We start from the raw sequence: 15,180 nt of genomic DNA on the forward strand, positions 1-15,180 counted from the left end.
GCCCCCCCGCGCCGCCCGCCCCCCGCCCCCCCCCCCCCCCCCCCCCCCCCGCCCCCCCCCCCCCGGCCCCTTGCGCGTGCGGGAAGCGGTGGAGCCTTCGCGGATTTGCCTGTGGTGACGGCGTTCGCGTACGCTTCCACCGAAGCCAAAGACCGCTGGTCGTTGCCGTGCTCCCAGATCTTCCGCAGATCAGGGGCCGGTGGCCGAAGGATCCGCTTGGAGCGGGCGACCTGCGCAGGTGACACTGGAGGACTCCCGGCGTGTGCGCCGGTCGAGTCACGCCCCGTGCGTCTGCGCCGGGGCGTTTCGTTTTGTGCAAAATCCCTTCCTCGTGCGCCCGACGTGGGCGGTCCGGCGTCATGACCTGCCGAAAGGCACGGTCGAGGATCGCATCACCCGGAAAGGAGGGCCGAGGCTCATGGCGAGTCCCGACAAGGTCGCAGCTGTCGAGGAGATCAGGGAGAAGTTCCAGAACTCCAACGCCGCCGTTGTGACCGCGTACACCGGTCTCAGCGTCGCTCAGCTCAAGGACCTGCGCCGTTCTCTCGGTGAGAACGCTCAGTACCGTGTGGCGAAGAACACGCTTACCAAGATCGCGGCCAACGAGGCCGGGGTCACCGAGCTCGACGAGTTCTTCGTCGGCTCCACCGCCGTCGCCTTCGTGACCGGTGACCCGGTCGAGGCGGCGAAGAGCCTGCGTGACTTCGCCAAGGACAACCCCCAGCTCGTCATCAAGGGCGGTGTCCTCGAGGGCAAGGCGCTCAGCGCCGACGAGATCAAGAAGCTCGCGGACCTCGAGTCCCGTGAGGTGCTGCTCGCCAAGCTGGCCGGTGGCATGAAGGCGTCCATGGCCAAGGCCGCGGCGACCTTCCAGGCCCCGCTGTCGAAGTTCGTCCGCACCGCGGACGCCCTTCGCGCCAAGCAGGAGCAGGGCGGTGCCGGCACGCCGGCTCCCGCCGAGGCCGAGTAACCCACTCCAGGCGCACTCGGTCGCAGCGGGCCCCGTACGCCCGCCGACATGAACAACCCGGCACCAGCCGACTTAGTGGAAGGACCGCCACCATGGCGAAGCTCAGCCAGGACGAGCTGCTCGAGCAGTTCAGCGAGATGACCCTCATCGAGCTCTCCGAGTTCGTGAAGGCCTTCGAGGAGAAGTTCGACGTCGAGGCCGCCGCCCCGGTCGCCGTCGCCGCCGGCCCCGCCCAGGGTGGCCCGGCCGCCGAGGCTCCGGAGGAGAAGGACGAGTTCGACGTCATCCTCACCGGCGCCGGCGACAAGAAGATCCAGGTCATCAAGGTCGTGCGCGAGCTGACCTCCCTCGGCCTGAAGGAGGCCAAGGACCTGGTCGACGGCGCCCCGAAGCCGGTCCTGGAGAAGGTCAACAAGGAGGCCGCCGACAAGGCCGCCGAGTCCCTCAAGGGCGCCGGCGCCTCCGTCGAGGTCAAGTGAACCGAGTGACTCTGGTCACTCCGGGAGTCTGCTGACTCCTCTCCTTCCGAAGGCGACCACCCATGCGGGTGGTCGCCTTCGGTCGTTTCCGTGATGGCCGTATCGCCTGGCGAGGGCCTGCGGGTATGGTGATCAACGCTGTCCGGCCGTACGCTCCCTGTGGTTGCGGAGAGGGTGGGGCCTTGACGAACCGTACGTAGCGCGCAATTCTCAGGACGCGTCGTCACACCGATCCACAATCCGAGGCATGGATCGCGGGCGAAGTGGGAAACCTTGCGGCAGGCGTTGAACAACTGACGAGGGGCTCGCCCCTCCGGAGGGAGAGATTGGTACCGCGTGCCGGTCTCCGGATACCGCACTGGACATCAGTGGGCCTTGTGGCTACACTGACCCTTTGCGCTGCCTGTTAACTGCCCCCTGCCCGTCACCAGGGGCACGGTATGCGCGTAGTGAGTCCGAGCCCTCGGAAGGACCCCCTCTTGGCCGCCTCGCGCAACGCCTCGACCGCCCATTCGAACAACGGCGCCAGCACCGCCCCGCTGCGTATCTCCTTTGCGAAGATCAAGGAGCCCCTCGGGGTTCCGAACCTCCTTGCGCTGCAGACCGAGAGCTTCGACTGGCTGCTCGGCAACGACGCCTGGAAGGCTCGTGTCGAGGCGGCGCTGGAGCGCGGTGAGGATGTCCCCACCAAGTCCGGTCTGGAGGAGATCTTCGAGGAGATCTCCCCGATCGAGGACTTCTCCGGGTCGATGTCGCTCACCTTCCGCGATCACCGCTTCGAGCCGCCGAAGAACTCGATCGACGAGTGCAAGGAGCGCGACTTCACCTACGCCGCGCCCCTGTTCGTCACCGCCGAGTTCACCAACAACGAGACCGGCGAGATCAAGTCCCAGACGGTCTTCATGGGCGACTTCCCGCTCATGACCAACAAGGGCACCTTCGTCATCAACGGCACCGAGCGTGTCGTGGTCTCCCAGCTGGTGCGCTCGCCGGGCGTCTACTTCGACAGCAACATCGACAAGACGTCCGACAAGGACATCTTCTCCGCCAAGATCATCCCGTCTCGCGGCGCCTGGCTGGAGATGGAGATCGACAAGCGCGACATGGTCGGTGTCCGCATCGACCGCAAGCGCAAGCAGTCCGTCACCGTTCTGCTCAAGGCGCTCGGCTGGACCACCGAGCAGATCCTGGAGGAGTTCGGCCAGTACGAGTCCATGCGCGCCACCCTGGAGAAGGACCACACCCAGGGCCAGGACGACGCGCTGCTCGACATCTACCGCAAGCTGCGTCCGGGCGAGCCGCCGACGCGTGAGGCCGCGCAGACGCTGCTGGAGAACCTCTACTTCAATCCCAAGCGCTACGACCTGGCCAAGGTCGGCCGGTACAAGATCAACCGGAAGCTCGGCGGCGACCAGCCGCTGGACGCCGGCGTGCTGACCGTCGACGACGTCATCGCCACGATCAAGTACCTGGTCAAGCTGCACGCCGGGGAGACCGAGACGGTCGGCGGGTCCGGCCGCTCGATCATCGTCGAGACCGACGACATCGACCACTTCGGCAACCGTCGCATCCGCAGTGTCGGCGAACTGATCCAGAACCAGGTCCGTACGGGTCTCGCCCGGATGGAGCGCGTCGTGCGCGAGCGCATGACCACCCAGGACGTCGAGGCGATCACGCCGCAGACCCTGATCAACATCCGGCCGGTCGTCGCCTCCATCAAGGAGTTCTTCGGCACCAGCCAGCTGTCCCAGTTCATGGACCAGACCAACCCGCTGTCGGGACTGACGCACAAACGTCGTCTCAACGCCCTCGGCCCGGGCGGTCTCTCCCGTGAGCGGGCCGGCTTCGAGGTCCGTGACGTGCACCCCTCGCACTACGGCCGCATGTGCCCGATCGAGACCCCCGAGGGTCCGAACATCGGTCTGATCGGCTCGCTGGCCTCCTACGGCAGGGTCAACGCGTTCGGCTTCATCGAGACGCCGTACCGCAAGGTCGTCGAGGGCGTGGTCACCGACGAGGTGCATTACCTGACCGCCGACGAGGAGGACCGCTACGTCATCGCCCAGGCCAACGCGCCGCTGGGCGAGGACATGCGGTTCACCGAGGACCGCGTCCTGGTCCGCCGCCGCGGCGGCGAGGTCGACCTCATCCCCGGTGACGAGGTCGACTACATGGACGTCTCGCCGCGTCAGATGGTGTCGGTCGCGACCGCCATGATCCCGTTCCTGGAGCACGACGACGCCAACCGCGCGCTCATGGGCGCGAACATGATGCGTCAGGCCGTCCCGCTGCTCCGGGCCGAGGCCCCGCTGGTCGGCACCGGCATGGAGTACCGCTGTGCGGTCGACGCCGGTGACGTGATCAAGGCCGAGAAGGACGGCGTGGTCCAGGAGGTCTCCGCCGACTACGTCACCGTGGCCAACGACGACGGCACCTACACCACCTACCGGGTGGCCAAGTTCTTCCGCTCCAACCAGGGCACCTCCTTCAACCAGAAGGTCGTCGTGGACGAGGGCGACCGCGTGGTGACCGGACAGGTCCTCGCCGACGGTCCCTCGACCGAGCAGGGCGAGATGGCGCTCGGCAAGAACCTGCTCGTGGCGTTCATGCCGTGGGAGGGCCACAACTACGAGGACGCGATCATCCTGTCGCAGCGCCTCGTCCAGGACGACGTCCTCTCCTCGATCCACATCGAGGAGCACGAGGTCGACGCCCGCGACACCAAGCTGGGTCCCGAGGAGATCACCCGGGACATCCCGAACGTCTCCGAGGAGGTCCTGGCCGACCTCGACGAGCGCGGCATCATCCGTATCGGCGCCGAGGTCGAGGCGGGCGACATTCTGGTCGGCAAGGTCACGCCGAAGGGCGAGACCGAGCTGACCCCGGAGGAGCGGCTGCTGCGCGCGATCTTCGGTGAGAAGGCGCGCGAGGTCCGCGACACCTCGCTGAAGGTGCCGCACGGCGAGACCGGCAAGGTCATCGGCGTCCGCGTCTTCGACCGCGAGGAGGGCGACGAGCTGCCTCCGGGCGTGAACCAGCTCGTCCGCGTCTACGTGGCCCAGAAGCGCAAGATCACCGACGGTGACAAGCTCGCCGGCCGCCACGGCAACAAGGGCGTCATCTCCAAGATCCTGCCGATCGAGGACATGCCGTTCATGGAGGACGGCACCCCGGTCGACGTCATCCTCAACCCGCTGGGCGTCCCGTCCCGGATGAACCCGGGCCAGGTCCTGGAGATCCACCTGGGCTGGCTCGCCTCCCAGGGCTGGAAGGTCGAGGGGATCGAGGAGGAGTGGCAGAAGCGGCTGGCCTCGATCAGTGCCGACGACGTCGAACCCGGCACCAACGTCGCCACCCCGGTGTTCGACGGTGCCCGCGAGGACGAGATCGCCGGTCTGTTCACGGCGACCCTGCCCAACCGCGACGGCGAGCGGATGGTCCTGCCCTCCGGCAAGGCCCGGCTCTTCGACGGCCGCTCCGGCGAGCCGTTCCCGGACCCGATCTCGGTCGGCTACATGTACATCCTCAAGCTGCACCACCTGGTCGACGACAAGCTGCACGCCCGCTCGACCGGTCCGTACTCCATGATCACCCAGCAGCCGCTGGGCGGTAAGGCTCAGTTCGGTGGCCAGCGCTTCGGTGAGATGGAGGTGTGGGCGCTGGAGGCATACGGCGCCGCGTACGCCCTCCAGGAGCTGCTGACCATCAAGTCCGACGACGTCACCGGCCGCGTTAAGGTCTACGAGGCCATCGTCAAGGGCGAGAACATCCCCGAGCCCGGCATCCCCGAGTCCTTCAAGGTGCTCATCAAGGAGATGCAGTCCCTGTGCCTCAACGTGGAGGTGCTGTCCAGCGACGGCATGTCCATCGAGATGCGCGACACCGACGAGGACGTCTTCCGCGCCGCGGAAGAGCTCGGCATCGACCTGTCCCGGCGCGAGCCGAGCAGCGTCGAAGAGGTCTGACGGGCCGGCCGGGGCGCCGCACCCTCCCGCCCGAGGCGGCGGGTGCGGCCCCCGGCCTCCCCGCGACCCCCGTTCAGACCACCACAGAGCTCCTCGGTCCCACCGACGCGAGGGGCACAAACCCTGAGAGGGATTGACGAGAGTGCTCGACGTCAACTTCTTCGACGAGCTGCGAATCGGCCTGGCCACCGCTGACGACATCCGTCAGTGGTCCCACGGCGAGGTCAAGAAGCCGGAGACCATCAACTACCGCACCCTCAAGCCGGAAAAGGACGGGCTCTTCTGCGAGAAGATCTTCGGTCCGACCCGGGACTGGGAGTGCTACTGCGGCAAGTACAAGCGCGTCCGGTTCAAGGGCATCATCTGCGAGCGCTGCGGCGTCGAGGTGACCCGCGCCAAGGTGCGCCGTGAGCGGATGGGCCACATCGAGCTCGCCGCCCCCGTCACCCACATCTGGTACTTCAAGGGCGTGCCCTCCCGTCTGGGCTACCTGCTCGACCTCGCCCCGAAGGACCTGGAGAAGGTCATCTACTTCGCCGCCTACATGATCACGTGGGTGGACGAGGAGCGCCGCACGCGCGACCTGCCCTCCCTGGAGGCCCACGTCTCCGTGGAGCGCCAGCAGATCGAGCAGCGCCGCGACGCCGACCTGGAGGCCCGGGCCAAGAAGCAGGAGGCCGACCTCGCGGAGCTGGAGGCCGAGGGCGCCAAGGCCGACGTCCGCCGCAAGGTGCGCGAGGGCGCCGAGCGCGAGATGAAGCAGATCCGCGACCGCGCCCAGCGCGAGATCGACCGTCTGGACGAGGTCTGGAACCGCTTCAAGAACCTCAAGGTCCAGGACCTGGAGGGCGACGAGCTGCTCTACCGCGAGCTGCGCGACCGCTTCGGGACCTACTTCGACGGCTCGATGGGCGCCGCCGCGCTGCAGAAGCGGCTGGAGACCTTCGACCTGGAGGAGGAGGCCGAGAGGCTCCGCGAGATCATCCGGACCGGCAAGGGCCAGAAGAAGACCCGTGCGCTCAAGCGCCTCAAGGTCGTCTCCGCCTTCCTGCAGACCCGCAACAGCCCCAAGGGCATGGTGCTGGACTGCGTGCCGGTCATCCCGCCGGACCTGCGTCCGATGGTGCAGCTCGACGGCGGCCGCTTCGCGACCAGCGACCTGAACGACCTGTACCGCCGCGTCATCAACCGCAACAACCGCCTGAAGCGGCTTCTCGACCTCGGCGCGCCCGAGATCATCGTGAACAACGAGAAGCGCATGCTCCAGGAGGCCGTCGACGCGCTCTTCGACAACGGCCGCCGCGGCCGCCCGGTCACGGGCCCCGGCAACCGCCCGCTGAAGTCGCTGTCCGACATGCTCAAGGGCAAGCAGGGTCGCTTCCGCCAGAACCTGCTGGGCAAGCGCGTCGACTACTCGGCGCGTTCGGTGATCGTCGTCGGTCCGCAGCTCAGGCTGCACCAGTGCGGTCTGCCCAAGGCCATGGCGCTGGAGCTGTTCAAGCCGTTCGTGATGAAGCGCCTGGTGGACCTCAACCACGCGCAGAACATCAAGTCGGCCAAGCGCATGGTCGAGCGCGGCCGCACGGTCGTGTACGACGTGCTCGAAGAGGTCATCGCCGAGCACCCGGTGCTGCTCAACCGCGCGCCGACCCTGCACCGTCTGGGCATCCAGGCCTTCGAGCCGCAGCTGGTCGAGGGCAAGGCCATCCAGATCCACCCGCTGGTGTGCACCGCGTTCAACGCGGACTTCGACGGCGACCAGATGGCCGTGCACCTGCCGCTGTCCGCGGAGGCGCAGGCCGAGGCCCGCATCCTGATGCTGTCCTCGAACAACATCCTCAAGCCGGCCGACGGCCGTCCCGTGACCATGCCGACCCAGGACATGGTGCTGGGCCTGTTCTTCCTCACCACCGACCAGGCGGAGGGCGAGGTCAAGGGCGAGGGCCGGTCGTTCAACTCGGTGGCCGAGGCGATCATGGCGTTCGACGCCCGGGAGCTGTCGCTCCAGGCGACGATCGACATCCGCTTCCCCGTCGGCTCGGTCCCGCCCCGCGGCTGGACCCCGCCGGCCGCCGAGGAGGGCGCCGCGTCCGATGGAGGCTTCGCCTCGGGGGAGTGGCAGTCCGGCGACCCGTTCCGGCTGCGCACCACCCTGGGCCGCGCGCTCTTCAACGAGCTGCTGCCCGAGGACTACCCGTTCGTCGACTACACCGTGGGCAAGAAGCAGCTGTCGGGGATCGTCAACGACCTCGCCGAGCGCTACCCCAAGGTCGTCGTCGCCGCGGCGCTGGACAACCTGAAGTCGGCCGGTTTCCACTGGGCGACCCGCTCCGGCGTCACCATCGCGATCTCCGACGTCGTGGTCCCCGAGGCCAAGAAGGAGATCCTCGCGAACTACGAGGCCCAGGACGAGAAGGTCCAGAAGCAGTACGAGCGCGGTCTGATCACCAAGGACGAGCGTTCCAACGAGCTCATCGGCATCTGGACCCGTGCGACCAACGAGGTCGCCGAGGCCATGTCGGAGAACTTCCCGAAGACCAACCCGATCTTCATGATGGTCGACTCGGGCGCTCGCGGAAACATGATGCAGATGCGCCAGATCGCCGGTATGCGCGGTCTGGTGTCCAACGCCAAGAACGAGACCATCCCGCGGCCGATCAAGGCGTCGTTCCGCGAGGGTCTGTCCGTGCTGGAGTACTTCATCTCCACGCACGGCGCCCGCAAGGGTCTGGCGGACACCGCGCTGCGCACCGCCGACTCCGGTTACCTGACCCGTCGTCTGGTGGACGTCTCGCAGGACGTGATCATCCGCGAGGAGGACTGCGGCACCGACCGAGGCCTGAAGCTCGTGATCGCCTCCAAGGGCGCGGACGGCGTCCTGCGCAAGGCGGAGGACGCCGAGACCAGCGTGTACGCGCGCTGCCTCGCCGAGGACGTCACCGTCGACGGCAAGGTGCTGGCCCCGGCCGGCACCGACCTGGGCGACGTGCTCATCGACGAGCTGGTGCGGCACGGCGTGGAGACGGTCAAGACCCGCTCGGTCCTCACCTGCGAATCCGCCGTCGGCACCTGCGCCATGTGCTACGGCCGCTCGCTGGCGACCGGCAAGCTGGTGGACATCGGCGAGGCCGTCGGCATCATCGCCGCCCAGTCCATCGGTGAGCCCGGCACCCAGCTGACGATGCGCACCTTCCACACCGGTGGTGTGGCCGGTGACGACATCACCCAGGGTCTGCCGCGTGTCGTCGAGCTCTTCGAGGCCCGCACCCCCAAGGGTGTCGCCCCGATCTCCGAGGCCGCCGGCCGTGTGCGGATCGAGGAGACGGAGAAGACCAAGAAGATCGTCGTCACCCCCGACGACGGCTCCGACGAGACCTCCTACGGCGTCTCCAAGCGCGCCCGCCTGCTGGTCTCCGAGGGCGACCACGTCGACGTCGGCCAGCCGCTGACGGTCGGCGCCACCAACCCGCACGACGTGCTGCGTATCCTCGGCCAGCGCGCGGTGCAGGTGCACCTGGTGGGCGAGGTCCAGAAGGTCTACAACTCGCAGGGTGTGTCGATCCACGACAAGCACATCGAGATCATCATCCGGCAGATGCTGCGCCGGGTGACGATCATCGAGTCCGGCGACGCCGAGCTGCTGCCGGGCGAGCTGGTGGAGCGCTCGAAGTTCGAGGGCGAGAACCGCCGTGTGGTGGCGGAGGGCGGCCAGCCGGCCTCCGGCCGTCCGCAGCTGATGGGCATCACCAAGGCCTCGCTGGCCACGGAGTCCTGGCTGTCGGCGGCGTCCTTCCAGGAGACGACCAGGGTCCTGACCGACGCGGCGATCAACGCCAAGTCGGACTCCCTGATCGGCCTCAAGGAGAACGTCATCATCGGTAAGCTCATCCCGGCCGGTACGGGTCTGTCCCGCTACCGCAACATCCGGGTCGAACCGACCGAGGAGGCGAAGGCCGCGATGTACTCGGCCGTCGGCTACGACGACATCGACTACTCGCCCTTCGGCACCGGCTCCGGCCAGGCGGTCCCGCTGGAGGACTACGACTACGGCCCGTACAACGGCTGAGCAGGCCGTACGACCGCCGGACACGCCCGCGGGGCGGTCCCTCTCCGGAGGGGCCGCCCCGCGCGGCGTTCCCGCCGTCACGCGGTGTGTCCCTGGCGCCCGGAACTCCCCGGGGTGTGCGAACGTCATGGATGATGGGGGCAGCCCGAACGTGGGGAGGTGGAGCCGGTGTCGTACCAGCCATGGGGACAGCCGGGTCAGCAGGGCAAGTACGGCGGACCGCCCGGGCAGGCGGGGCGTCATCTTCCGTATCCATCGAATCCGCCGCATCCCTCGCAGGCCGCGCACCAGGCCTCGCAGCTGCCGATGATGCGCGCGTCCCACTCGGACCGGGAGCGCACCGTCGACGTGCTCAAGGCCGGATACGCCGAGGGGCGGCTGAGCCACGCCGAGTACGAGCAGCGGATGGGCCGCGCCCACCAGGCGCAGACGTACGGGGAGTTGCACGCGCTCATCGCCGATCTGCCGCAGGGCCCAATGGCGGTGCCCGCCCCCGCGCCCCAGTACGCGCAGCCGTACCAGCCGGCGGTCCCGCGCACCTTCCTGCCGCCCCCGCCCCAGACGAACAACTCCGCTGTCGGAGCCCTGATCTGCGGGGTCCTCACCCCGTTCTACGGGGTCACCGCCATCCCCGCCGTGATCCTGGGACACAAGGCGCGCGCCGAGATCCGCCGCACCGGGGAGAAGGGCGACGGGATGGCCATGGCCGGCCTGGTCCTGGGCTGGCTGACGATGGGGCTCGTCGCGCTCGCGCTGGTGGCGATCGCGGTGTTCGCGGCCGGATCGCCCTGATCAGCTCCGGCAGGCCTGCCCGCCTGCCGGAAAAGGCCGCGGGCAAGACCGGGGGAAGAGGCCGCGGAAAGCGGTTCCGCGCGGGCCGCGCGGGCCTTCGGGCGCTCTTCCGCTCCCGGTTCGCGCCCACTACGGTGGCATGGGCATTTGTTTTGACCGGAGCCGATGCGGTAGGTACGCTCTGACCTTGTGCCTGGGGTATCCCCTGCGCTCTCGTGTGCGCCAATACGCTGCGGGATGTGAGGCGGGGACACCGAAATCTGCATGCTTCTCACCCACTGGGCCCCGCCTCGCGGGAGTGTGCAGCCTTCGACACACCCGACCGCGTGGGTCGGCGAGTGGCCCGGGTTAGTTGTACCGAGACTGGCACACAGAAACCGGAGAAACGGTGCCTACGATCCAGCAGTTGGTCCGCAAGGGCCGACAGGACAAGGTCGAGAAGAACAAGACGCCGGCACTCGAGGGCTCGCCCCAGCGCCGCGGCGTCTGCACGCGCGTGTTCACCACCACCCCCAAGAAGCCGAACTCGGCCCTGCGTAAGGTCGCGCGTGTGCGTCTGACCAGCGGCATCGAGGTCACCGCTTACATTCCGGGTGAGGGCCACAACCTGCAGGAGCACTCCATCGTGCTCGTGCGCGGTGGCCGTGTGAAGGACCTGCCGGGTGTTCGCTACAAGATCATCCGCGGCTCCCTCGACACCCAGGGCGTCAAGAACCGCAAGCAGGCTCGCAGCCGCTACGGCGCCAAGAAGGAGAAGTAAGCATGCCTCGTAAGGGCCCCGCCCCGAAGCGACCGGTCATCATCGACCCGGTCTACGGCTCTCCTCTGGTGACCTCCCTCATCAACAAGGTGCTGCTGCACGGCAAGCGCTCCACCGCCGAGCGCATCGTGTACGGCGCCATGGAGGGCCTGCGTGAGAAGACCGGCAACGACCCGGTCATCACGCTCAAGCGCGCGCTCGAGAACGTGAAGCCGACCCTCGAGGTCCGCTCCCGCCGCGTCGGTGGCGCCACCTACCAGGTCCCGGTCGAGGTCCGCCCCGGCCGTTCCTCCACTCTCGCGCTGCGTTGGATCGTGGGCTACGCCCGCGCGCGCCGTGAGAAGACGATGACCGAGCGCCTGATGAACGAGCTGCTCGACGCCTCCAACGGGCTCGGCGCCGCCGTGAAGAAGCGCGAGGACACCCACAAGATGGCCGAGTCCAACAAGGCCTTCGCGCACTACCGCTGGTAGTCGCTTCCCCCATCGAGAACCGAGAGAAGACTGAGCCTTATGGCTACCACTTCACTTGACCTGGCCAAGGTCCGCAACATCGGGATCATGGCCCACATCGACGCGGGCAAGACGACCACCACCGAGCGGATCCTGTTCTACACCGGTGTGAGCTACAAGATCGGTGAGGTCCACGACGGCGCTGCCACCATGGACTGGATGGAGCAGGAGCAGGAGCGCGGCATCACCATCACGTCGGCCGCGACGACCTGCCACTGGCCGCTCGAGAACGTCGACCACACCATCAACATCATCGACACCCCGGGCCACGTCGACTTCACCGTCGAGGTGGAGCGCTCGTTGCGCGTGCTCGACGGTGCGGTGACGGTGTTCGACGGGGTGGCCGGTGTCGAACCCCAGTCCGAGACGGTGTGGCGCCAGGCCGACCGCTACGGCGTTCCGCGCATCTGCTTCGTCAACAAGCTCGACCGCACCGGCGCGGACTTCTTCCGCTGCGTCGACATGATCGTGAGCCGCCTGGGCGCGCAGCCGCTGGTCATGCAGATCCCGATCGGCGCCGAGTCCGACTTCCAGGGCGTCGTGGACCTGGTCCGCATGAAGGCCCTGGTCTGGTCGGCCGAGGCGGCCAAGGGCGAGATGTACGACGTCGTCGACATCCCGGCCGAGCTGGCGGAGCAGGCCCAGGAGTGGCGCGGCAAGCTGCTCGAGGCCGTCGCCGAGAACGACGAGGAGCTGATGGAGCTGTACCTGGAGGGCGAGGAGCCCTCCGAGGAGCAGCTGTACTCGGCGATCCGCCGTATCACCATCGAGTCCGGCAAGGGCGAGGGCACCACCGTCACCCCGGTGTTCACCGGTACCGCCTTCAAGAACAAGGGCGTTCAGCCCCTGCTCGACGCGGTCGTGCGCTACCTGCCGTCGCCGCTGGACATCGAGGCGATCGAGGGGCAGTCCCCGTCCGACGCCGACGAGATCATCCGGCGCAAGCCGTCCGAGGACGAGCCGCTGTCCGCGCTCGCCTTCAAGATCGCGAGCGACCCGCACCTCGGCAAGCTCACCTTCATCCGGGTCTACTCGGGCCGCCTGGAGTCCGGCACTCAGGTGCTGAACTCCGTGAAGGGCAAGAAGGAGCGCATCGGCAAGATCTACCGGATGCACGCGAACAAGCGTGAGGAGATCCAGAGCGTGGGTGCCGGCGACATCGTCGCCGTCATGGGTCTGAAGCAGACCACCACCGGTGAGACCCTCTGCGACGCGTCGACTCCGGTCATCCTGGAGTCCATGGACTTCCCGGCCCCGGTGATCGAGGTCGCCATCGAGCCGAAGTCCAAGGGCGACCAGGAGAAGCTGGGTGTCGCCATCCAGCGTCTGGCCGAGGAGGACCCGTCCTTCCAGGTCAAGACGAACGAGGAGACCGGGCAGACCATCATCGCGGGCATGGGCGAGCTGCACCTTGAGGTGCTGGTCGACCGGATGAAGCGCGAGTTCAAGGTCGAGGCCAACGTCGGTAAGCCGCAGGTGGCCTACCGCGAGACCCTCCGCAAGGCCGTCGAGAAGGTCGACTACACGCACAAGAAGCAGACTGGTGGTTCCGGCCAGTTCGCGAAGGTGCAGATCGCGGTCGAGCCTCTCGAGGGCGACGGCTACGAGTTCGTCAACAAGGTCACCGGTGGCCGCATCCCCAAGGAGTACATCCCCTCGGTGGACGCCGGCTGCCAGGAGGCCATGGAGTTCGGCGTGCTGGCGGGCTACCCGCTCACCGGTGTGCGGGTGACGCTGCTGGACGGCGCCTACCACGACGTCGACTCCTCCGAGATGGCGTTCAAGATCGCCGGCTCCATGGTCTTCAAGGAGGCCGCCCGCAAGGCCAGCCCGGCCCTGCTGGAGCCGATGATGGCCGTCGAGGTCACCACGCCCGAGGACTACATGGGCGATGTGATCGGCGACATCAACTCCCGCCGCGGCCAGATCCAGGCCATGGAGGACCGCGCCGGCGCCAAGGTCGTCAAGGGCCTGGTTCCGCTGTCGGAGATGTTCGGTTACGTCGGTGACCTGCGCAGCAAGACCTCCGGTCGCGCGAGCTACTCGATGCAGTTCGACTCCTACGCCGAGGTTCCCCGGAACGTCGCCGAGGAGATCATCGCGAAGGCCAAGGGCGAGTAGCGCACGTTTCGTGGCGCTATCCACCCATTAGGCTGGAGCACAACAAGGCCTTCGGGGTCTCCCCTCACCGGGCGCACACCGTCCGGTGAGGGGCCCCGGCAGCCCGCCCACCCAGATTCGAAACGGTCAAGGTCGTCCCCCAGGGGTCCTGACCGGTTCGGCACGACCACCTGAACCCCTCCGCAGAGCGCGGGGGAGTACAGCACCAGTCCACAGGAGGACCCCAGTGGCGAAGGCGAAGTTCGAGCGGACTAAGCCGCACGTCAACATCGGCACCATCGGTCACATCGACCACGGTAAGACCACTCTTACCGCGGCGATCACCAAGGTGCTGCACGACGCCTACCCGGACGTGAACGAGGCCTCGGCGTTCGAGAACATCGACAAGGCTCCCGAGGAGCGCCAGCGCGGTATCACCATCTCCATCGCGCACGTCGAGTACCAGACGGAGTCCCGTCACTACGCCCACGTCGACTGCCCGGGTCACGCGGACTACATCAAGAACATGATCACCGGTGCTGCCCAGATGGACGGCGCCATCCTCGTGGTCGCCGCCACCGACGGCCCGATGCCGCAGACCAAGGAGCACGTGCTCCTGGCCCGCCAGGTCGGCGTCCCGTACATCGTCGTCGCCCTGAACAAGGCCGACATGGTGGACGACGAGGAGATCATGGAGCTCGTCGAGCTCGAGGTCCGCGAGCTGCTCTCCGAGTACGAGTTCCCGGGTGACGAGGTTCCGGTCGTCCGCGTCTCGGCGCTGAAGGCGCTCGAGGGCGACCAGAAGTGGGCCGACTCCGTCCTCGAGCTGATGAAGGCCGTGGACGAGTCCATCCCCGAGCCCGAGCGTGACGTCGAGAAGCCGTTCCTGATGCCGATCGAGGACGTCTTCACGATCACCGGTCGCGGTACGGTCGTCACCGGCCGTATCGAGCGCGGTGTTCTGAAGGTCAACGAGAACGTCGACATCATCGGCATCAAGACCGAGAAGACCTCGACCACCGTCACCGGTATCGAGATGTTCCGCAAGCTGCTCGACGAGGGCCAGGCCGGTGAGAACGTCGGTCTGCTCCTCCGCGGCATCAAGCGCGAGGACGTCGAGCGCGGCCAGGTCATCATCAAGCCGGGTTCGGTCACCCCGCACACCGAGTTCGAGGCCCAGGCCTACATCCTGTCGAAGGACGAGGGTGGCCGGCACACCCCGTTCTTCAACAACTACCGCCCGCAGTTCTACTTCCGTACCACGGACGTGACCGGCGTGGTGACCCTCCCCGAGGGCACCGAGATGGTCATGCCGGGCGACAACACCGAGATGAAGGTCGAGCTCATCCAGCCGGTCGCCATGGAGGAGGGCCTGAAGTTCGCCATCCGTGAGGGTGGCCGGACCGTGGGCGCCGGCCAGGTCACCAAGATCGTCAAGTGACCCGGTCCGCCTCTTGAGGCAGAACCGGCCTACCGGCCGGTGGGGGGGGCCCGCGCTAGACGCGCCCGGCGCGGGCGCCCCCCCGGGCGCCCCCC

At 67.7% G+C, this 15,180-nt stretch carries 9 protein-coding genes; all 9 read left to right on the forward strand.

The window, feature by feature from the left end; all coding sequences use genetic code 11:
• The first annotated feature begins 418 nt into the window (after positions 1-418).
• The 9 genes from rplJ (at position 419) to tuf (ending at position 15,085) form a co-directional block, all read left to right on the forward strand.
• On the forward strand, positions 419-970 hold the full coding sequence (gene rplJ / locus AC2CJA_RS14085) for a 50S ribosomal protein L10 (RefSeq protein WP_093660556.1): 552 nt from the start codon (positions 419-421) through the stop codon (positions 968-970).
• Positions 971-1,062: 92 nt separating this feature from the next.
• Positions 1,063-1,449, forward strand: coding sequence for a 50S ribosomal protein L7/L12 (rplL, locus tag AC2CJA_RS14090; protein ID WP_484603045.1), 387 nt, complete (start codon positions 1,063-1,065; stop codon positions 1,447-1,449).
• 479 nt (positions 1,450-1,928) lie between these two features.
• The gene (rpoB, locus tag AC2CJA_RS14095; RefSeq protein ID WP_484603046.1) at positions 1,929-5,414 is read left to right on the forward strand and encodes a DNA-directed RNA polymerase subunit beta; all 3,486 of its coding nucleotides are present in this window, start codon (positions 1,929-1,931) and stop codon (positions 5,412-5,414) included.
• A 142-nt stretch (positions 5,415-5,556) separates the two neighbouring features.
• Positions 5,557-9,480, forward strand: a complete 3,924-nt coding sequence (locus tag AC2CJA_RS14100; protein WP_484603047.1) for a DNA-directed RNA polymerase subunit beta' — start codon at positions 5,557-5,559, stop codon at positions 9,478-9,480.
• A gap of 309 nt (positions 9,481-9,789) precedes the next feature.
• Positions 9,790-10,272, forward strand: coding sequence for a DUF1707 and DUF4190 domain-containing protein (locus AC2CJA_RS14105; protein WP_484603049.1), 483 nt, complete (start codon positions 9,790-9,792; stop codon positions 10,270-10,272).
• A gap of 388 nt (positions 10,273-10,660) precedes the next feature.
• The gene (rpsL, locus tag AC2CJA_RS14110) at positions 10,661-11,032 is read left to right on the forward strand and encodes a 30S ribosomal protein S12 (protein WP_003948652.1); all 372 of its coding nucleotides are present in this window, start codon (positions 10,661-10,663) and stop codon (positions 11,030-11,032) included.
• 2 nt (positions 11,033-11,034) lie between these two features.
• Complete coding sequence (gene rpsG / locus AC2CJA_RS14115; RefSeq protein ID WP_093660564.1) at positions 11,035-11,505, forward strand: 30S ribosomal protein S7; 471 nt, start codon at positions 11,035-11,037, stop codon at positions 11,503-11,505.
• 39 nt (positions 11,506-11,544) lie between these two features.
• Entirely contained in the window at positions 11,545-13,665 is a 2,121-nt protein-coding gene (fusA, locus tag AC2CJA_RS14120) for an elongation factor G (RefSeq protein WP_484603048.1), read from the forward strand.
• A 226-nt stretch (positions 13,666-13,891) separates the two neighbouring features.
• Positions 13,892-15,085 (forward strand): elongation factor Tu, encoded by a 1,194-nt coding sequence (tuf, locus tag AC2CJA_RS14125; protein WP_206348921.1) that lies wholly within the window; start codon positions 13,892-13,894, stop codon positions 15,083-15,085.
• Positions 15,086-15,180 lie beyond the last annotated feature (95 nt).

It is taken from the genome of Streptomyces sp. ATLC9, assembly GCF_057196705.1.

Excerpts from the sequence above, each read along its gene's own strand:
- rplJ (WP_093660556.1), top strand. The coding sequence starts at position 419 with ATGGCGAGTCCCGACAAGGTCGCAGCTGTCGAGGAGATCAGGGAGAAG.
- rplL (WP_484603045.1), top strand. The coding sequence starts at position 1,063 with ATGGCGAAGCTCAGCCAGGACGAGCTGCTCGAGCAGTTCAGCGAGATG.
- AC2CJA_RS14105 (WP_484603049.1), top strand. The coding sequence starts at position 9,790 with ATGCGCGCGTCCCACTCGGACCGGGAGCGCACCGTCGACGTGCTCAAG.
- rpsG (WP_093660564.1), top strand. The coding sequence starts at position 11,035 with ATGCCTCGTAAGGGCCCCGCCCCGAAGCGACCGGTCATCATCGACCCG.
- fusA (WP_484603048.1), top strand. The coding sequence starts at position 11,545 with ATGGCTACCACTTCACTTGACCTGGCCAAGGTCCGCAACATCGGGATC.